We start from the raw sequence: 21,190 nt of genomic DNA on the forward strand, positions 1-21,190 counted from the left end.
AATGGACTATCCGTAAGGGCGATAATCCATTTTGCGCCGTGGTGTACTTCTGGTCAAAAGCTTGTATTAATAGCCGAGATCTTTTTTAGCTTTAGCCCAGGCTTTATTCCATTTGTCTAATACAGTTTGTGGATCTTTGGCAAGCACAAATTCCTGGACAACAGCAGGGAGATCCAGTTGTGCTTTGTTGCCGATTTCTGTAACCTTCGCATCGTCAACAGTTCCCTCTACTAGCTCTACTCCGGTAGCTTGGAATTCTTTTAGCTGAGCCAGATTAGATTCTTTTCCTTTTAGTGGGGAGATAAAGCCCGCAAAGTCCTCATAGCCGGAATCCTCAATCATCCATTTTACAAAAGCTTTGGCAGCTTCTAAATTTTTACTGTTTTTAGCAACAGCATAGAAGAAGTCTGGGCTAAGAGTAGCGGAAGGTTTACCTGAATTGTCATAAGGGAATGGGAAGAAGCCAACATCGTCTGAAGGAGCTCCTACTCCAATAACTTGGTTAATGACCCAGTTGCCGAGATAGTACATGGCGAACTTACCAGAAGCGATGTCTTTTTTCGATTGCTCCCAGTTGGTGGAGTTGATGTCTTTTTCCAGATAGCCTTTTTCGTTCAGTTCTCTCAGCAGACTAAAAGCTTTCCCGTAACCATTGTCTAAAGTGAATGGTGTCTCAGAGTTCAGCTTCTCATTAGGGAAGTCAGGGTTGCCTGCAATTAGGCGTGGAGTGTCATAAGCCCAAGTACCGAGTGGCCATTTATCTTTGAAGTTAGAGGACAGTGGAATGACACCTTTTGCTTTCAGCTTTTCGCAGGCAGCCAGGAATTCATCCCAAGTTTTAGGTGTTTCTGTGATGCCAGCATCTGTAAATGCTTTTTTGTTATAAACAATTCCGGATGTCGAGTTCCCTGTGGTAATTCCATACAGCTTGCCATCAAAGGATTTGAAGTCTTTAAAGGTGATTTGATCGTTCAGACCGAGGTCATCCAGTGAAGCGAAGTATTTCGGCAGGTCGGAGTTAGGAATGGTAGGAATGAACATAACATCTGGAAGCTCGCCGCTAGCCATTCTGACTTTAGCCTGTTGATTATAGTCGGTCTGGGAAGCTTCGAATTCGACTTTGATATTCGGGTATTTTTCATTAAAGCGCTTTAAATATTCATCGTATTCTTTGCCAATCATGTCTGTTCTGTTAGTCAGGAAGGTGATTTTTCCGCTAATATCAGCTCCTGCTGCAGGCTCGGCTGTTGCGTTGTTTGTTGAATCTCCGCTTGTATTCTCTGTATTCGTTGCTGCAGGCTTATCGGTTGCAGAAGCCCCGTTATTGGTGCTGTTTCCATTGTTCGAGCCGCAGCCAGCCAGCGTTGATGATAAAACCATAATCATAACAAAAGATAACGAAAATAACTTATTTCTCATAACATAATCCCCTTTTCATTATTTTGTTAGCGTTTACATGAACATTATAGCTTTAAATAAAGCGTTTAGAAATGTATTGTATTATTATTTATTGTCTTTATTTGTTTTGTTTGAACGATTATAATTAATGTATTCCTAACTAATGGATAACAAAATACTAAGAATGCCAATCGAATTCAATGAAATACTAGAAAAGGTATGCTATTTTGAAAGATGCATATGCTCTACAACACTTTTAGGAGGGTACCATGAAACATCTTGAGATGAAGCTTGCGAAGTGGGAATTTAGAAGCTGTGGTGACGAGGAGTGGCTTCCGGCTACTGTGCCAGGCACGGTCCATACGGATTTATTGAAGAACGGAAAGATTGAGGATCCCTTCTATGGAACAAATGAACATAACCTACAGTGGATTGATAAGAAGGATTGGGAATATCAAACCACTTTGCAGCTGGGTGAAGAGTGGTTGGAGCTTACTTGCACAGAACTGATTTTTGAAGGTCTTGATACCTATGCTGACGTGTATGTGAATAATGTACATGTGCTCGCAGCAGACAATATGTTTTTGGCGTGGAGAGTGGATGTTAAAGATCAGTTGAAGATTGGTGAAAACCATATACGAGTGAGATTCCGCTCTGTAGTTAAAGAGGATCTGCCTAAGCTAGCGAAACTGGGATATGCGTTACCTGCACCGAATGATCAATCCGAGCTTGGGGGACTAGAGGAACAGCGGATTAGCGTTTTTGCCCGCAAAGCGCCTTATCATTACGGTTGGGATTGGGGTCCGCGTTTTTTGACCAGTGGAATTTGGCGTGGGGCCTCTCTTGAGGGGCGTAACACAGTTCAAATCACAGATCTCCATATCCGCCAAAATGTGATCACAAAGGAAGAGGCTCATTTAACCGCAATGATTGAAGTGGATGCTCCTGCGGCATGGCAGGGAATGCTGCGAATGAGTGCTGATGGATTAGAGTCAATGAAAGCGGTTTCCTTAAAAAGTGGAAAGCAGCTAATAGAGATGGATATCGTGGTAGATCAGCCGCAGCTCTGGTGGTGTAGAGGACTAGGCGAGCCTAATTTATATACATTCCAAGCGGAGTTGCTGCAAGATACGGAAGTTGAAGTTAGCAAAAGCGTAAGAACCGGGCTTCGTAGCATTCAATTGATTCGGGAGCATGATGCGAAAGGGACTTCATTTTCTTTTGTACTGAATGGGGTGCCGGTCTTCGCTAAAGGTGCCAATCATATTCCGAATGACAGCTTCATCACAGAAGTAACCGAAGAGCGTTATCGGCATGAAATTGCCACGGCTGCAGAATCAAACATGAATATGCTGCGAGTGTGGGGTGGCGGTTTTTATGAAGAGGAGATATTTTACAGGCTCTGTGATGAATACGGGCTGTTGGTCTGGCAGGACTTCATGTTCGCTTGCAGCATGTATCCGGGGGATGAAGCGTTCCTTGCGAATGTGAAGAAAGAAGCGGAGTATAACATTAAAAGATTGCGCAATCATCCCTGCATCGCCTTATGGTGTGGTAATAACGAGATTGATTCGGCCTGGTCACAGTTCGAGGAAAATATGGGCTGGGGCTGGAAAGAAAAACTCAGTGCTGAGCAAAGAGCTACCATGTGGGCTGATTATGAGGAAATATTCCACCGGATTCTACCGGAGGCTGTAGCCGCGTTCCATCCAGGTGTGGACTATTGGCCGTCTTCGCCAATGCGGAATTTGACTGGAGATATGAATCAACATACGACACGGATTGTGGGCGATGGGGATGTGCATTACTGGGGCGTGTGGCACGGGATTGAGCCTTTTGAGAATTATAATACCAAGGTTGGCCGCTTTATGAGTGAATACGGATTCCAATCGTTCCCGGAACTGAAGACCGTAATGAGCTATGCTGAAGAGCAGGATTTGGAGCTTACTTCAGAGGTCATGCTGGCTCATCAGAAGAATGGACGCGGGAATCTGCTGATCAAGGAATACATGGATATGTATCTGCCGCAGCCGAAGGATTTTAAATCATTTCTGTATATGAGTCAAATCCTGCAGGCTGAAGCGATTCGAATCGCGATTGAAAGTCACAGAAGAAATAAACCTTATTGTATGGGTACTTTATACTGGCAGATGAATGATTGCTGGCCAGTCGCTTCATGGGCGGGGATGGATTACAATGGACGCTGGAAGGCATTGCAATATACCGTGCGCTCAAGCTTTCAAGATGTTCTGTTGTCTATTGACGGTACAGACCGTGAGCGGATTGACGTTCATGTCGTATCTGATTTAAGAACAGCGGTTATCGCTGATTTGGTGCTTAAATTGTATCAGTTTAACGGTTCCCTAGTACAAGAGTTGACACATTCAGTTGAGTTGGGAGCTGATTCTGCGGCTATCGTATTCTCGTCTCCAGTGGCGGAACTACTAGAAGGTCATGGATCGAACGATGTGTTGCTTGAGATCAGCTTGCAGGCTGATGGCGAGATGATAGATCGAAAGGTGCACTATTTTGTCCCGGAAAAAGAAATTCGGTTGCAGCGGTCAGTAATTAACATAATGGAAACTCCAGATAGCGGAGGTCTAAGCTTCACTGTGACAAGTGATGTATTAGCTAGAGGCGTATATCTGACCTCAGAAGATGAAGGAATATTCTCTGACAATTACTTTGATCTTCTTCCAGGGCAGTCCAAGACGATAGCATTCTCTCAGCGTGGGGGCGATGGAAGGGACTGGACTCCAGCTATTCCTAAGGGATTAAAGGTTCAATCGATGGTTGATTTTGTGAGCGAAGATTTACTGTAAATCTTAAGGAGAGAAGGACTATCGCATGGGGATTTCAATTCAGGAAGATAAGGGATTATTCCATTTACAAAGTGCGGGGATGAGTTATATTCTTCAGCTGGTCAATGATTATCCGGCACATGTGTATTGGGGCAAAAAGCTGCGTAGCGACAGCAATTTGGACGACCTATTGAATCTGGGAGGAAATACGGGACTTGACCGACTGCCGCAGGAATATCCACAATACGGCACGGGAGATTTCAGAACACCTGCTTATCAGGTTCGGCTTGAAGACGGCACTCGTATCACGGAATTGAAATACAGTGGGTATCGCGTAATGGAGGGGAAACCAGCACTTACCGGGCTGCCTTCAGTATATGTAGAGTCTGGCCAAGAAGCACAGACGCTAGAGCTTACGCTTAGGGATGATTATGCCAAGCTAACTGTTATTTTACGATATACCATATATGAGCATTCCAACGTAATTACCCGCTCGGTCGAGTTTGCAAATGATGGAGAAACACAACTGCAATTACAGCGTGCATGGAGTGCGAGTGTGGATTTCTCGTCTGGCGAAATGGATATGATCTATTTGGCAGGGGCTTGGTCAAGAGAAGGTAATCTGACTCGCAGACGTCTGGTGCAAGGTGGTACAACCATTGGTAGCCGCAGAGGGATGAGCAGCCACCAGTTAAATCCATTTGCTGCGCTGGTGAAACCTGAAACGGATGAGAATCATGGAGAGGCCTACGGCTTCAGTCTTGTATACAGTGGAGGCTTTGAAGCTGAGGCAGAGGTCGATTCCTTTGGGATGACACGGTTTACGATGGGGCTGAACGCTTTTGATTTCTCTTGGCTGCTGGAACCTGGGGAGCACTTCCAGACCCCAGAGATAGTTATGGTGTATTCATCCGAGGGGATCGGGGAAATGTCGAGAACCTATCACCGCTTGTACCGGACTCGTTTGTGTAGAGGATTATATAGAGATAAGGAACGACCGATCTTGGTCAATAACTGGGAAGCCACCTATTTCAACTTCAATGCGGACAAACTGGAGTCCATTGCGGCCGAAGGCGCGAAGCTTGGGATTGAACTATTCGTGCTGGATGATGGCTGGTTTGGCAAAAGAGACGCTGACAACTCCTCTCTCGGAGACTGGGTGGAGGATCTGCGCAAGCTTCCAGGCGGATTGTCTGATGTCGCCCAACGCGTGAACCATCTAGGCTTGCAGTTCGGACTCTGGTTCGAACCGGAAATGATCTCGCCAGACAGTGAGCTCTACCGGAAGCATCCCGACTGGTGTCTGCATGTGCCGGGACGCCGCCGTAGCGAAGCCCGCTGGCAGCTGGTGCTCGATTATACGCGAGAAGATGTAAGGCAGTACATCTATGAATCGTTAAGCCGAATTTTCACTACCGTGCCGATTAGCTATGTGAAATGGGATATGAACCGTTGTTTAACGGAGATTGGCTCTGCAGAATTACCCTCTGAACGCCAAGAGGAAACTGCACATCGTTATGTGCTAGGTTTGTATGAACTATTGGAGCGAATAACTTCAGAGTTTCCACATATTTTATTCGAGAGCTGCTGTAGTGGTGGTGGCCGTTTCGACCCAGGCATGCTACATTACATGCCGCAGACCTGGACCAGTGACGATACTGATGCTGTAGAACGGCTTAAGATTCAGTATGGAACAAGTCTGGTGTATCCGGTTAGTTCCATAGGCGCGCATGTGTCTGCTGTGCCAAATCATCAGGTAGGACGGATCACCCCGCTGTCCTTTCGTGGAGATGTAGCTATGTCCGGTAATTTTGGTTACGAGCTGGATCTTACGAAGTTTACAGACGAAGAGAAGGAGCTTGTGAAGGAACAGGTTGCGAACTATAAACAGATCCGCAGTCTTGTTCAGCAGGGCAATCTGTATCGTCTGCAAAGCCCGTTCGAGGGTAACGAGACGGCATGGATGTTCGTCTCAGACGATCAGCATGAAGCACTTATTTATTACTTCCGGGTAATGGCTGTGCCGCACCCGCCACGCCGCAGCTTGAAGCTGAATGGCTTGAATCCGGAGCTGAATTATACTCTGGAGGCAAGCGGTGAGGTCTACGGCGGCGACCGTCTAATGCAGGTCGGACTGGCACTGCCGGATATTCAGCAGGATTATGTTAGCGGATGCTTTAAATTGAAGGTGCAGGAATAGATAATTTATTTCAAAAGGAAACAAGCCATGAGCCCGGCTCTTGGCTTGTTTTTTGTGCTGGTATAAATGATGTTTTTCCTCTGTTTGAGCCGAACGAACTTCAGGGTTTTCTCTGATTGTTGTTCGGTTTTTTCTCGTTTAACGTTTAAGGAATTATGATCCAAAAGCCTGACGGTACTTTACGGGGGACATCCCCTCGAACGTTCTGAACACTTTAATGAAATAGCTGGACTGGGCAAAACCGGACTGAGTCGCAACCTGAGCAATGGAGAGTCCAGTAGAAACCAGTAGAAGCTTGGCTCTGGCCAGTCGGCAATCCGTTAAATAACGGTTTGGTGTTTTGCCCATAACCATTCGGAACAGCCGTAGAAAATGATAGCTGCTGTACCCGGTTAGTCTTGCCATCGACTCCAGTGACCAAGGACGGGCACATTCGACATGAATGATATCTGCGGCACTGCGGATAGACTGCCTGACCTCGTGTGGTACTGAGCCGTGAAGCGGTTCGGAGTTCTGCAGCAATTTCACTAGAAGCTCGTACAGAAGCGCGGATAGTCTTGGCTCACTACGTGTTACATAGGAAGCGCTCAGTAAATACATTTCCTCGAACAGCTCGTCCAGCTTAGCGTCCAAATCAAAAGTGAACAGGTATGCACTTGACTGGTCCACTTCTTCTAATAAGGGGAGTACAATTTCAGTGCTAAAATGAACCCAACGTACATCCCAAGGCTCCCCAGGATCTGAGCCGTACTGCTGATAGGCGCCTTTAGGGTAAAGAAACCCTCGTCCTCTGCTCATCGGAATACGTTCGCCCTCATGGAATACATAACCCTCCCCACCAAAGATTAAATGCAGGTTATAGCTTTCCAGGAATCCTTCACTTCTTCTCTCGGTATGCTGTGGAAAGTGACTGTAATGTCCTAAAAATTCAGGATAGCAGACATATTTTGAAAAAGCTGGGGTTGGCAAATACCATTGTTTCTTCATGTTATATGGCACTCATTTCTGTCGCGCATCAGGGCGCTAGTTGGATTAAGGTAATTAACGCAAGATCGTTATATGATCGCAATATTTTGTTATATAAGCCTTATTAACACTGATACTACAATAGAATTATAAAATACTGAAAGCATATTTTTAATACTTTGGAGGTAATCATGAAGAAACCTGTCGCAACAGAAAAATTCGAGCTTGGCGTCTGTTATTATCCGGAACACTGGCCGGAAAGCATGTGGGAGGACGATTATCGCCGGATGCGAGAACTGGGCTTCACGATCATTCGGATGGGGGAATTTGCTTGGTCAATTTTTGAACCTGCCCAGGGTGAATTTCAGTTCGGGCTATTTGATCGGGCGATTGATTTAGCTCATAAACATGGGCTTCAGGTTGTGCTCGGTACGCCGACGGCAACACCTCCAGCTTGGCTGACCCATAAGTATCCAGAAGTATTAAACGTGACGTATGAAGGTGTTACCCTTCAGCATGGCATGCGCCGTCATTATAATTACAGTAGTCCCAAATACCGTGAGCTATGTGCTCGGATTACAGAACAGATGGCTGAACATTATGGCAATCATCCAGGTGTGGTCGGCTGGCAAATTGATAATGAGCTCAACTGCGAGATCAGTGAATTTTATTCAGAGAGTGACCATAAGGCTTTCCGGAAATGGTTGCAGCAGAAATATGTCACGCTTGAGCGGCTAAACGAGGCTTGGGGGGCTGTTTTTTGGAATCAGAGTTATAGTGATTGGTCTCAAGTGTATCTTCCGCGTCCAACCCCATCACCTAAGCAGCCCAATCCCCATCAGGCTTTGGATGAAAAGCGGTTTATATCGGACAATACGATTTCTTTTGCCAAAAACCAAGCGAACATCATCCGTAAACTTGCCCCTAAGCAGTGGGTAACAACGAACGGTCTGTTCGGGCATCTCGACAGCCATGAATTGACGGATGAACTACTGGATTTCTTCAGCTATGATTCCTATCCGCAGTTCTCAACTATTTTTTATGATCCGAATGAACGGAATCCGCTGAATGACAGAGGCTGGGGACTTTCATTATCTGTTGTCCGTTCTATTTCCCCTAACTTCTGTATTATGGAGCAGCAGTCGGGACCAGGTGGCTGGGTGAATCGGATGGATATGCCTTCTCCGAAGCCGGGACAGATGCGTTTATGGACCTATCAATCGATCGCTCATGGCGCAGATATGGTACTGTATTTCCGCTGGCGGACAGCTACGATGGGCAATGAAATTTATTGGCATGGCATTAACGACTACCATAACCAGCCGAACCGAAGAGTACGGGAAGCGGGACAGATCGGACAAGAGCTGGCGGCGGCAGGGCAAGTACTTATCGGCACCCGTAATCAGGCTAACGTTGCTATTGTTCGTGATTATGCTAATGAGTGGGATGGAGAGTACGATGTATGGCATGGTCCATTTATGTGGAAGAGCAATAAGGAGTGGTACAAGGCACTCCAGCGGAAGCATATCCCGAATGACGTACTCTATTTACGCCAAAAGACGACGCTGGAAGAGCTCGCACGGTACGATGTGCTTATCTATCCTCACCCAGCGATCATGACAGATGAGACAGCGTCGCTTCTGGATGAATATGTTCAGCAAGGTGGAAAACTGATCTTCGGATGTAGAACCGGTTATAAGGATGAACGTGGTCAATGTTACATGCGACCATTCCCAGGTGCTGCTAGGGATCTATGCGGGATCACAGTCGAAGAATTCACCATGGTTAAAGGTAGTCGTCAGCCAACGGCGATTAGCTGGTCGGGTGCGACCGAAGGGGTTACCGGGGCAGATGATTTTAATGATATTCTCCGGATTGAGGATGATTCGGTCGAAGTCATGGCGGTCTATGCCTCGGACTATTATGCGGGAAAGCCGGCGGTTACAAGAAATCGTCGCGGCAAAGGCGAGGTTTGGTATTACGGAGCAGTCTTTAATGAACAAGCAGCGTCCATAATCATAGATCAAGTCGGCCTGAAGTCGCCAGCAGATTGGCTGGTGCTCCCTGAAGATGTAGAGCTGCAAGTTCGAAACGGGACTTCTTCCAGTTACACTTTTTTACTTAATTATAGTGAAGTGCCTGCCTCCATACATTTGCATGAGACCAAAACAGATTTACTGAGCGGAACAACATTATCGGGTGAGGTTACCTTGGAAGGCTTTGGGGTATGGGTATTACATTAATCTATGAATAAAAAAGGCAAAACGGCTGGATAAAAGAGTAGGCCTCCAAAATATGTAGCACGTTATGTCTGGTTTTTCTTGAGTCGAAAGAGGTATATTATTCGTTTTAACGATGATGTGATACTCTAATGGGAAATGGAAAATGAAGGTATCGGATTCGCCAAGTTTGTTTAAAATTTGGTCTGATCCAGAGGTTACCAAGTTCATGAATATTGATAGTTTTACAGATGAAAATCAGGCAAAAGATATGATAAAACTTCTTGATGAATTTTCCCTTGATAACAAAGCAATTCGTTTCTCTATAAATTGAAAAGGAATCCAATGAAATCATAGGTTCTTGTAGCTTTAATCCCCTAGGCTTTGAAAATGAAAAAGCGAATTTTGGGGAAGAGGATACGCTTCAGAAGCTATAAGTGCTTTGTTAGATTACGCATTCAGTAAAAGTCTTACAAAAGCTGAACTTTATGTTTGAGGGAACCTTAAGAAGGTATGAAAGAGTAAACGGAAAGTTTATAAATATCAATATGTATTCAAAATTAATAACAGATTGATTAATAAGGCAGTTTAACGCAAAAACTTAGATTTATCCCAGAGGTTATCTAGGTCTCCATAAGGAATAAGAACTTATACACTATAAATATGGGAGTTGACCAGATGGAGGCCATATTAACAGAGGAATTGATCTTGGATGACCTGCTAAAAGCATTTCATCGTTTATTCGGTTTGAATGTTATTGAAACTACTCCGATAAAACGGGGCTGGTTAAACTTAAAGTGGAAAGTTACGACGGATGCAGGGGAATTGTTACTTAAACAATACAACAAAGAAAGATATAAATTATATAAATCAGAGGAGATATTGTTAGCACTCTCTCAGCAGATTAGATTGTATGACCAAGGAATAGCGTGCCCCAAAGTGCTATCACAAAATGAAAGTATTTTGATTGAATCTGATCAAGGAGAACGCTTTCTGGTAATGGAATATTGCCAAGGAAAACTACTTTCACCGGGTGAAATCAACGTCCATCAAATATACGATTTAGGTCGAGCAACAGGAAAAATGCATCGATTGTTAAATGACGGGACACTTGGCATTAAAAATAGTCCGCAATTTATTCCTCCAAGCCGTGAGGAGCGTTTAGCACATTGGAATTCCGTTTGGGAAAAGATTAAGGGACTTGGTAAACCTCAGCTGCTTGCTAATATAGAAACTCAATTTAAAGCTACTGAAGAAATGAATTTAGAACTACTCGAATTACTCCAACTAGGATGGGCACATCGTGACCTTTGGGTAGATAATCTTTTATTTAATGATAACGGATTATCTGCAATTCTAGATTTTGATCGACTAAAATATGACTATCCGCAGCTTGATGTAGCTCGTGCTGTGATGTCATGTGCCTTAGATGAAAATTTAGATGTCTCCCTGGCTTCGGCGTTTATGGAAGGGTACAGTGAGGAACGCGACGTGGTAGAGGGCTATTTAACACATTCATTACAGTTGTTGTGGTATATGGAAAGCACCTGGTGGATTAATGCTAACATGGATCAACATAGTGTACCGCCAGCCCGCTTTGCGAAGGAAATGATTTGGCTTGCAGAAAATCAAAAAAATATGTCCGCTTTGTTAGGAAATCTTTAGAACTATACATGGCTCGGAGACGCTGGAGCATTCATGAATCGGAAGAACCCTACGGAGCCCGTAGGGTTCTTTTTCACATAGGCAACCACTGATTTTGTTTTTGAACCTTAATTGATTAAAAAAATTCTGATTTGTTATATTAGACCAAGTACCATTCCTCCTGCAGCTCCTATAAGAACAATAATCCATGGGGGAAGCTTCCAATATACAAGCATAATAAACAAAATGACGGCTAGAGCAAAATCACCCGGTTCCAAGATAGCCGTAGTCCATAAGGGATCATATAGTGCGGCCAGTAATATACCAACTACAGCTGCATTAATCCCTACCAAAGCTCCCTTGATTTTCGGACTATTCCGTAGACTGTTCCAAAACGGTAGTGCGCCAGCAACGAGAAGAAATGCCGGTAAAAATATTGCAGATGTAGCAATGATTGCTCCAGATAAGCCTCCTGCCATGGCACCAAGGTAACTAGCAAATGTAAACAGTGGCCCTGGTACCGCCTGCACGGCACCATACCCTGCAAGAAAATCAGCTTCACTTACCAAGCCAGTAGAGACAACTTCTCGTTCTAGAAGAGGCAGTACAACGTGACCTCCGCCAAACACCAAAGAACCCGTACGGTAAAAGCTATCAAACATCGTTAACCCTTCTATTTCACCCCATTGTCTTAAAAAAGGGAGTGAAATAAGGAGAATGAAAAATAAAGAGAGGCAGAGGATTCCAAGGGGCCGGCTTACTGTAATATGTAAATGAGGAGCAGTTGTCTCTTCTTTCTTACGGTATAACCATAACCCGAGAAGTCCAGCTGCAACAATGATGAGAACTTGACTATATGTCGTTTGCCAATAAAGTGTAATAACTGTAGCTATTACCGCTATCGTAACTCTGTCACGGTCAGGTGTAAGCTTTTGACCCATCCCTAGGATAGCATGTGCAACGATCGCTACAGCGACAATCTTCAATCCATGAATCCAACCGGTACTTTCTATGCCGTAGCCCTGTAGCAAATAGGCGAAGGCCACCAGTGCAATGATTGATGGTAGGGTGAAGCCTAACCAAGCCACTAAACCGCCTAGTAATCCAGCTCGTATAATTCCTACACCAATACCGACTTGACTGCTAGCTGGCCCGGGAAGAAACTGACAAAGCGCAACTAGGTCAGCATAACTTCGTTCATCCATCCATTTTCGACGACGGATGTACTCATTATGGAAATAGCCCAAATGTGCGATTGGTCCTCCAAAAGAGGTGAATCCGAGTTTTGTGGATACACTATAAACCTCAATTAGAGCAGCAATCTTTCCTTTCTTCTCGGTCTGTATCACCATTTCTTGATTCGCTTCCATACCGATTGCTTGCTCCTTTTATCTTTTTTTCACTCGTATTGAAATAAAATTCAATAACTTCGAAGAATGACATGAATTACTGATTACATTTTAAGCCTACAGCTGAATTGGATACAATCATTTTACAAAAACTTTACAAATACTAGCTTTGGGATTTTACCAACAATGTTGAATACGATTCAAATATGAATATTTAAGAACATGACCTATTTCCCCATAATCTACATTGACTTGGGTTTGTCTCACCCCTATGATGATTATTAATATAAAAAAATGGCACATTGAGGAGCGAAACATCATGGCTTTGGAGATCGAACGCAAGTTTCTGCTGCCGGAATTTCCGGAGCAGCTTATTCAAGCAGGCGAATTGAAGATTGTGACCCGGCATAATATCGATCAGACGTATCTGGCGATAGACGGCGGACAAGAGCTGCGGGTGCGTAAAATTACGGATCTGGACTCAGGTGAGGTAACATACACACATACGTTTAAGGACGGCAAAGGGATCAAACGTGAAGAGATCGAATATTTTATCTCGGAGGGTTTATATAATCAGATGATTGAGGCAGTAAATGCGGTAGCCTTGGTCAAAGAGCGGATTACGGCAGTGTGGAATGACACAACGGTTGAGATCGACGTCTATTCTCAGCTTAAATTGTCCGTTCTGGAGGTTGAATTTGAATCTTTGGAGGAAGCGGAAAGCTTCAAGGCGCCGCAATGGTTCGGCAAGGATGTCAGCACAGAACGGCAGTACAGCAACAAAACCGTTTGGAAAGAGCTACAAAATAAGACAAAGAATTAACGGACTTTAGCGCGTAAACGTGGTAGTATATAGGGAAAACAGGCAACTATTAAGTGAAGCTTATATTTATATATAGTATATAGAGGGGTTCAGGAGGATGAGCATGAAGTATATAAGCACAAGAGGCAATGTGGAACCTAAAGGCTTTATCGATACGGTGTTGATGGGACTTGCCGATGACGGCGGTTTGATGGTTCCTTCCGAGATTCCTGTAGTTTCAGCAGCTACTTTAGAAGAGTGGAGAAGTCTTAGCTACCAGGAATTGTTCCTGAAGATTTTCGCCTATTACACTAATGATGAGATTCCTTTAGAAGATTTGCAGGAAATGGTCAATACTAGTTATGGTAATTTCCGCATGCCAGAAGTAACGCCTATTCAACAATTGAACGATTCTTTATATGTCTTGGAATTGTTCCATGGCCCTACTTTTGCCTTCAAAGATGTAGCACTGCAGTTTATGGGTGAGCTGTACTCGTATATTTCTAAAAAGCAGAACAAGATCATCCACATCCTCGGAGCAACCTCGGGGGATACTGGAGCGGCTGCCATTCAGGGCGTTCGCGGAAAAGAAGGAATCAAGATCTGTATTCTTCATCCCCATGGTAAGGTTAGTAAAGTGCAGGAGCTACAGATGACTACGGTTGATGACAGTAATGTACTGAACCTGTCTGTTCATGGTAACTTTGATGATTGCCAAAAGGTGATTAAAGATCTGTTCGCGGATCTCGACTTTAAGAGTCGCTATCATCTGCGTGCGATCAACTCCATTAATTTTGTGCGTATTCTGGCGCAGACCGTCTATTATTTCTATGCGTATTTGCATGTTGATGGCAGCAACGAGAAGAAGATTAACATCAGCGTGCCTTCCGGCAACTTCGGTAATATTTTCTCCGGATATTTGGCTAAGCAAATGGGCTTACCGATTAACAAACTCATTATTGCTACGAATGAAAATAACATCTTGGAGCGTTTTGTGAACACTGGGGAATACAAACCAGGCGGCTTCACAAGTACGTACAGCCCTTCGATGGATATCCAAGTGGCGAGCAATTTTGAACGCTATCTGTATTATTTGGTTGGCGAAGATTCCGAGAAGCTGTCTGCGTATATGTCCAAGCTGCAAACCGAGGGCAAGATTACGGTTGAAGGCGAGGCGCTTCAGCAGGTGCAGCAGGATTTTGCAGCGCTTGGCGTGAAGAATGACCAATGCTTGAATACAATTGCTAAGTATCAAAAAGAATATAGTTACCTGCTTGATCCGCATACTGCATGTGGAATCGCAGCTTACGAAGCTTTTAATGGTTCGGATGAGATTGGGATTACCTTTGCGACCGCACATCCAGCTAAGTTTGATGAGGCGATTACTCTGATCGACATTAAGCAGGAATTCCCGGCACAAATTAAAGCGTTGTTCGAGATGCCACAACACCAAACCGTAGTGGATCATGACAAGGATGAAATTGTGCGTCAATTGCAGGCTTTTTATAAATAAGTTGTAAATCCGTATGGCTCAGCAGGCTCCTGTTCTTAAGTTAAGAATGGGAGCCTTTTTACTGCATCCTTCGACAAATAATGTCGCTGTTTACTATGAATAGTTTGATATCGACAAAAGATGATGCAGCGGTGCTTTTTTTCACAAGGCAGATCTATCGGAATTTGTCGGAAATTTGTCCTGAAAAGTAGACATGACTACCCAGAGAGTGAGAAAATAGCATATAGAGTTTTAGTAAGAACTAAAAAGGACGGGATTATCATGACAATTCGTTTCGGGGTCATTGGAACAAACTTTATTACAGACCGCTTCGTGCAAGCCGGCTTGGAGAATGAGGAGTTTATCCTGACAGCCGTGTACTCCCGCACAATGGAGAAAGGTCAGGCCTTTGCTGCAAAATATGCTGGAGCTACAATTTATACGAATTTGGAAGATATGGTTTCCAGTAAAGATGTCGATGCTATTTACATTGCAAGCCCGAACTCCATGCATGCTGAGCAGGCGATTATGTGCTTAAACCATGGCAAACATGTGCTCTGTGAGAAACCGGCTGCCTCAAACAGTGCGGAGCTTAGAGCCATGATTGAAGCCGCTCAGAACAATGATGTGTTGTTGGTAGAAGCAATGAAATCGACATTTATGCCGAATTTCGGAGTGATCAGAGACAATTTGTATAAGATTGGCCAAGTACGTCGTTATTTTGCGAGCTATTGTCAATACTCATCGAGATATGATGCTTATCGGCAGGGAACGGTGTTAAATGCTTTTAATCCGGCATTCTCTAATGGCTCGTTGATGGATCTTGGCGTTTACTGCTTATATCCTATGGTAGTGTTGTTTGGGAAACCGAAGTCTGTAAAGGCCGTGGGTCTTATGCTGTCTTCCGGAGTAGATGGTGAAGGAAGTCTTGTCATGCAATATGATGATATGGATGCAGTTGTGATGCATTCCAAGATCGCTGATTCCTATTTGCCAGCCGAGATTCAAGGGGAAAGTGGTACAATGGTGATCGATAAGATCAACCAACCCTATCAAGTGAAGATTCATTATCGTGACGGGACCGTCGAGGAGCTTACACAGCCTCAGGTGTTCGAGTCTATGTATTATGAGGTTGAGGAATTTATCAACTTAATTAAGAATGGTGAACGGGAAAGCAGGGTTAATACACATGCGAATTCCTTGGCAGTAGCAGAAGTTATGGAGGAAGCCAGAGCACAGATCGGCCTCCGCTATGCCGCAGATCTATAAATAGAATGGGGAGCAGCACTTGAAGACTTTTAAAAAGGTATACATTGAGATAACAAGCGTCTGCAACCTAGCCTGCAGCTTTTGTCCACCAACCGCCCGAACGAAGAACTTTATGAAGCTCGATACTTTTAATACGATATTAGATGAAATTAAACCGCATAGTAATCATATTTACCTTCACGTAAAAGGTGAGCCATTGCTGCATCCAAAGATTGGTGAACTGCTGGATGCCGCACATGCCAAAGGGTTTAAGGTCAATATTACTACCAACGGTACGTTAATTCATAAGGCAGGCCCTAAGATTCTCGGCAAACCTGCACTACGACAGATGAACTTCTCTCTGCATAGCTTTGATGGGCATGAGGGATCTGAGAACCGCGAAGGGTATTTGGCGGAGATTATTTCTTTTGTACGGGAAGCCTCTGCGCAAGGCGTGATTATTTCCTTCCGGTTGTGGAATTTGACGGAGGATAACCTGACTAATCTAGAGAAGAATCGTAATCGTGAGACTCTTGCTATGCTAGAGGAAGCCTTTAATCTTGATTTTAAAATTGAAGAAAAGGTTGTACCTGGCAGCGGCGTCAAGATTGCTCCTCGGGTGTATCTCAATCAGGACCATGAGTTCCGTTGGCCTGCGCTGAACGAACCGGAGGACGACGGAAAAGGGTTCTGTCATGCGCTGCGCAGCCAAGCGGCAATCCTCGTGGATGGTACCGTTGTGCCGTGCTGTCTAGATGGTGAAGGGGTAATCAACCTCGGCAACATTCATGAGACTCCATTCTCAGAAATCGTAGAGGGCGAGCGAGCGAATAATCTATTCTATGAATTCTCTCGTAGAGAGGCAGTGGAAGAGCTGTGCCGTAAATGCGGATACCGGCAACGGTTCGGAAATTAAAGATTTGAATGTAAACAGAACTGGGACATGGCTATTTCATGAGTCCTGGTTCTGTTTTTTAATGAATGGGAGTGTATATATAATAATAAGTCTATATAGTCTCCACTTGGAGCGAAGGAGGAGTATATGCTGAAATCGCTGGAAGCCATCACCTTATACCGTGAAGGAATACAAGATCATTTGGAGGATAACCTCTGGCTGAAGCTTATCGTTCAAGCGGAGGAGCAAATTGTCAATTTGGAGCGTGTGGAATCTCTGGAGGAGCTAGATCGCAGGAATCCTGTACTGGATTATGTGGAACGCAGTCTGCTGATTCTGGACCAACTTCCCCGCTCTATTTGGATCAAAGAGCTTGTGGAAGAAACGTTAATTTGGTCAGAAACGGCTAAGGGTGGCACATTGAAGGAAAGGTTACTTTGGCAGGAGGAAGGCATTAATTGTTTTGTACATAATATGGGTTCCGCACAGTTATACGGGAAACATTTGAGCGGTAAGGTCTCTGAAACAAGTGCACTGGTTCATCGGCTTATTGAAACCCATGGACTGATAGGTCAGCAAATCCGTGGGGAGGTGCCTCCAGAAGTAAATAAGCCGCTCCGTGATCTTGTGGAAGAACAGTTACTGACTGCCGAGGAACTTGAACGCTTGCTAACCGCACTCAATCATTGCATCATCGGTGCTGTATCCCCCGAGCTCTGGCTGAATGTAGAGCATGAAGTGAAGCAGCTTATCGCTCTGATTTCATCCGGTGAACTTGCTAGTCCAATGCCGATGAAAGAAAGACTGCGCAGAATGCGGTTAGGTCCGATCTCTAGAGGAGAGGATTTCACTACGGAATGGGCAAAGCTGACACAGGAAGGCTTCCATGCGGAACGGTTAGAGTCTTTAAGTAAAACTATCTTCTGGTATGTGGAATCTGCAATGCAGACCTTCTCGTTGGAGCAATTTCTGAAGGTGATGTTGCTTGCAGCCCAAAGGGCTCAGCATGAACCCCTACGCCATATCAGTTTCGAGCAGGTAATGAACAGCATTTACTATGACTACAAGGGTGTTAAGAAGATCAATGTTTATAAGAAGCGGATTATAGAAAAATATTTAGCGGAGCTTACATGGGAAGATATTGAAAAAGGGACCTTACGTGATGAGAACCCTCATCTAATGCTTCGTCCTTATGCTAAGGAGTATCTGCCAGACACGGTATTTTTTCAGTTCCAATTTTCGGCAGCGGCAGAGAAGCTGATCGAATTCTGTATGGAAGCTGAAAAATCACCTTTATATGAACGTGCAGTACTGCTGTTATTCGATCTGTTCGAGCTGCGGAGGGATGCCTTCGACCGTTTTCATAATGAAGATACCTACTTAAGCCAAATGAATCATTCAGGAGATTATAAGGCTGTGATTCTGGAGCATGTCACTGGACAAAAAGTGCTGGATATCGGTCCGGGCGGCGGTGTGCTGCTGGATTTACTGGAAGAGCGTATGCCAGAGGTTACTCCTATCGGTATTGATATATCGAGCAATGTAGTGGAAGCTCTGCGGCAGCGCAAGCAACGGGAAGGGCGGCATTGGGAGGTCCAGCAGGGAGATGCGTTGAAGCTTAAAGATTTCGTGGAGGCTGGAACGGTGGACACGGTGATTTTTTCTTCGATTTTGCATGAACTATATTCTTATGTGCCGCTTAACGGTAAAAAGTTCAATCATGATACCGTTTCGGCCGCTCTGCGAAGTGCTTTTGATGTATTGTCAGTGGGCGGGGTTATCATTATCCGCGATGGGATAATGACCGAGCCCACAGCATTGCTGCGGAGAGTTCGCTTTCTGGAGGAGGACGGTATGGCGTGGCTGGAGCGTTATGCGAAGGATTTTGCCGGACGTCAGATTCAGTATCAAAGATTAGGAGAGCAAGAAGTACTCATGCCTGTTAATGATGCTATGGAATTTTTATATACGTATACTTGGGGCGAGGAGGCTTATATTCATGAGGTACAAGAACAGTTTGGTTATTTTACGCCTGCGAAATTCGCCTCATTTATTGATCAGACTTTAGGAAAGCAGGCAAAGATTGAAGTCTTCCGGCATTACTTGCAAGAAGGTTATACCGAAGCGCTGCATGACAGAGTAAGGTTCATGGATGAGAGCGGACAGGAAGTGGCGCTACCGGACAGCACCTGCTTTATTGTGATTCGGAAGGAATAGTTGAACAATATAAAGTCATCTGCATATAAAAAAGCAATCGGCAAACCCTTTGATGTGGTAGAGGTCCGATTGCTTTTTCTATATATAGAATTTTGTTTTTGTTAGATTAGTATTTCTAGCTGCGATTTATCAGAATCTTCGGCTAAACGCTGAATTTCTTGATAGGTGGCTAATTTCTCAGACCGTTCCTGATCTTTAATTTTATCTCCGGTTTCTTGTATGGTATCGCCTAACGTTTCATTCATTTCCGATATTCTATCTTCGATTTTGGATAACTGCTCACGTTTGGCTGTTGCGGAATGAGTAGAACGAGCTTCATCTAATTCGATTTCCTTGGTCAGAACTCTTGCCTCGCCATGCATCTTAGTGTGGGTAGAAGAAACAACCTCCATTTGAGAAACATTTTGGCTTATAGCAACAATCGTATTCAATCTTTCGTTTTGTACCTCTTGCTCGGTTTTAGGTTCATCCGATGGATCTGCTTTCTGAGCATTTTCTAAGCTCTTTTGTTGCTCTTCGAAGGCGTGTTTTGCAATTTGTTGGTCAATCGTTTGGAGCTGTTTATCGAATTCCTTAAGTTGATCTTGAATAGAATCAAGGTTATGTGAGTTTTTGGTGGTTCTTTCAATTAGGCTGTTCTTGCTATCGATGATACTCTGTTTTTGTTTAAGTAGAGAATCAACCATTCCGCTCATTTTAGATTGATTTTGAAAAGCTGCTTTTGCAGATTTGCTTATCGATAAGTGGTCTCCGCTACCGCTTGTCTTACTGTTTGAATTTATGGTTTTATCGTTAGTTTGATGACTACCAGCTACATTTAGTCTCGTTCCCATAGCAGTGGTCATATTCGTTATATGCATGGCTCATTCTCCTCCTACGACGGTAAGATCTATTTATAATATATCGGTAGATGAACAAGAAGAATTAATAAAGAGAGCCGTTAGCTAAGTCGAACAGCAAGATGTCAACGGGACTCCTTCCTAAACTCCGAAGGCGAGCATTTCATCGCTCTGCGAAATACTTTAATAAAATAGCTTACATTATCAAATCCGACTTCGAATGCGATGTCGGATATTTTTCTGTCGCTTTGTTGCAGTAGATCGGCGGCTTGGCGAATCCGGTAAGAGTTAATGTAATCCACAGGAGTCTTTCGGGTCATTTCTTTGAAAAAACGGCAGAACTGTCCCTCGCTCATGGGAATCAGCTCAGAGAGATCACGAGTTCGAATCGGCTCCTGATAGTTATCCTGAATATAGAGAATAATCTTCTTAAGTCGATTGATTTTAGTAGTATCAGCGTCATCCAGCTGGCTGCGGTTTACAAAACGATCCTCTGGGGCAATCAGCGAGAGCATGATGAGCAACGTGCCTTTAATAAAAGCTTCAAACCCGGGAGATTGCGCAGCGTAGGCGTCCATCATGCGTTCTAAGTGCCCGAGAAGTTCATGTTGCCATTTCACAGCTGGTGTTAGGTGGCGAGGAAAGCTTTGTCTTTTCTCCTGAAGGGGTAAGATGGTGTTCTGCTGGATCGTATCATATTGGGCACTAGCCAGAAGATCAGGAAGAAACACGAGCGCACAAAATTTGCAGGGTGTGTCTTCGTTAAGTACATAGGCAGCGTGAATATCACCGGACTCGATAAATACAGCCTCACCGGCTTTAAGTGGGAAATATTCGGTATCCACCTGAAACAGAATCTCACCTTCGAGCAGCATAAAAAACTCCGCTTCTTCATGCCAATGGGTATCGAGGACATGTGTTCCAGCCGGTAATTCTATCCAATAAGCTGCAAGCGGAAACATGCTATCGCCATGCACTCTGTCTTCTTTTAGCAAACTCTGGGTTGTACGGTCCATAAATGCCACCTCTTTCGGAAAAAACATTAAAATAGTGTTATAAATGAGCTATATAGTATTAGTTTTGTTTATTTTTTATCGGTATAATGCAACTATAAACACCA

The 21,190-nt window shown here is 44.2% G+C and carries 14 protein-coding genes and 1 pseudogene; 10 read left to right on the forward strand and 5 right to left on the reverse strand.

Features of this window, described 5'->3' with window-relative positions:
• Positions 1-66: 66 nt before the first annotated feature.
• Positions 67-1,419 (reverse strand): ABC transporter substrate-binding protein, encoded by a 1,353-nt coding sequence (locus M2444_RS18520; RefSeq protein ID WP_094875487.1) that lies wholly within the window; start codon positions 1,417-1,419, stop codon positions 67-69.
• Positions 1,420-1,667: 248 nt separating this feature from the next.
• On the opposite strand from M2444_RS18520, the gene M2444_RS18525 reads away from it, so the two are divergent.
• A complete protein-coding gene (locus M2444_RS18525; protein WP_280787723.1) occupies positions 1,668-4,220 on the forward strand; it encodes a beta-mannosidase in 2,553 nt (850 codons plus the stop codon).
• 25 nt (positions 4,221-4,245) lie between these two features.
• Entirely contained in the window at positions 4,246-6,399 is a 2,154-nt protein-coding gene (locus M2444_RS18530; RefSeq protein ID WP_280787724.1) for an alpha-galactosidase, read from the forward strand.
• Positions 6,400-6,552: 153 nt separating this feature from the next.
• Here M2444_RS18530 and M2444_RS18535 read toward each other — a convergent pair whose 3' ends face one another.
• Positions 6,553-7,386, reverse strand: coding sequence for a helix-turn-helix transcriptional regulator (locus tag M2444_RS18535; RefSeq protein ID WP_280787725.1), 834 nt, complete (start codon positions 7,384-7,386; stop codon positions 6,553-6,555).
• Positions 7,387-7,556: 170 nt separating this feature from the next.
• Here M2444_RS18535 and M2444_RS18540 point away from each other — a divergent pair, with 170 nt between their 5' ends.
• From M2444_RS18540 to M2444_RS18550, 3 genes and pseudogenes are all read left to right on the forward strand, one after another.
• On the forward strand, positions 7,557-9,608 hold the full coding sequence (locus M2444_RS18540; protein WP_280787726.1) for a beta-galactosidase: 2,052 nt from the start codon (positions 7,557-7,559) through the stop codon (positions 9,606-9,608).
• A 142-nt stretch (positions 9,609-9,750) separates the two neighbouring features.
• A pseudogene (locus tag M2444_RS18545) lies at positions 9,751-10,159 on the forward strand (GNAT family N-acetyltransferase).
• A 103-nt stretch (positions 10,160-10,262) separates the two neighbouring features.
• Positions 10,263-11,249 (forward strand): phosphotransferase, encoded by a 987-nt coding sequence (locus M2444_RS18550; RefSeq protein WP_094875481.1) that lies wholly within the window; start codon positions 10,263-10,265, stop codon positions 11,247-11,249.
• A gap of 134 nt (positions 11,250-11,383) precedes the next feature.
• Here M2444_RS18550 and M2444_RS18555 read toward each other — a convergent pair whose 3' ends face one another.
• The gene (locus M2444_RS18555; RefSeq protein WP_094875479.1) at positions 11,384-12,598 is read right to left on the reverse strand and encodes a chromate transporter; all 1,215 of its coding nucleotides are present in this window, start codon (positions 12,596-12,598) and stop codon (positions 11,384-11,386) included.
• 298 nt (positions 12,599-12,896) lie between these two features.
• On the opposite strand from M2444_RS18555, the gene M2444_RS18560 reads away from it, so the two are divergent.
• From M2444_RS18560 to M2444_RS18580, 5 genes are all read left to right on the forward strand, one after another.
• Complete coding sequence (locus M2444_RS18560; protein WP_280787727.1) at positions 12,897-13,400, forward strand: CYTH domain-containing protein; 504 nt, start codon at positions 12,897-12,899, stop codon at positions 13,398-13,400.
• A 103-nt stretch (positions 13,401-13,503) separates the two neighbouring features.
• On the forward strand, positions 13,504-14,892 hold the full coding sequence (gene thrC, locus M2444_RS18565; protein ID WP_280787728.1) for a threonine synthase: 1,389 nt from the start codon (positions 13,504-13,506) through the stop codon (positions 14,890-14,892).
• Positions 14,893-15,153: 261 nt separating this feature from the next.
• Complete coding sequence (locus M2444_RS18570; RefSeq protein WP_094870760.1) at positions 15,154-16,140, forward strand: Gfo/Idh/MocA family protein; 987 nt, start codon at positions 15,154-15,156, stop codon at positions 16,138-16,140.
• Positions 16,141-16,159: 19 nt separating this feature from the next.
• Positions 16,160-17,035 (forward strand): radical SAM/SPASM domain-containing protein, encoded by an 876-nt coding sequence (locus M2444_RS18575; RefSeq protein WP_280787729.1) that lies wholly within the window; start codon positions 16,160-16,162, stop codon positions 17,033-17,035.
• Positions 17,036-17,161: 126 nt separating this feature from the next.
• The gene (locus M2444_RS18580) at positions 17,162-19,231 is read left to right on the forward strand and encodes a class I SAM-dependent methyltransferase (RefSeq protein WP_094875476.1); all 2,070 of its coding nucleotides are present in this window, start codon (positions 17,162-17,164) and stop codon (positions 19,229-19,231) included.
• A gap of 101 nt (positions 19,232-19,332) precedes the next feature.
• On the opposite strand, the gene M2444_RS18585 is transcribed toward M2444_RS18580, so the two are convergent.
• On the reverse strand, positions 19,333-20,091 hold the full coding sequence (locus tag M2444_RS18585) for a hypothetical protein (protein WP_094875475.1): 759 nt from the start codon (positions 20,089-20,091) through the stop codon (positions 19,333-19,335).
• A 104-nt stretch (positions 20,092-20,195) separates the two neighbouring features.
• Positions 20,196-21,086: an AraC family transcriptional regulator gene (locus M2444_RS18590; RefSeq protein ID WP_094875474.1), complete on the reverse strand. Its 891-nt coding sequence runs from the start codon at positions 21,084-21,086 to the stop codon at positions 20,196-20,198.
• Between the last annotated feature and the right edge of the window lie 104 nt (positions 21,087-21,190).

The sequence above is a fragment of the Paenibacillus sp. PastF-3 genome (genome assembly GCF_029893135.1).
GTDB classification, from domain to species: domain Bacteria; phylum Bacillota; class Bacilli; order Paenibacillales; family Paenibacillaceae; genus Paenibacillus_AQ; species Paenibacillus_AQ nitricinens.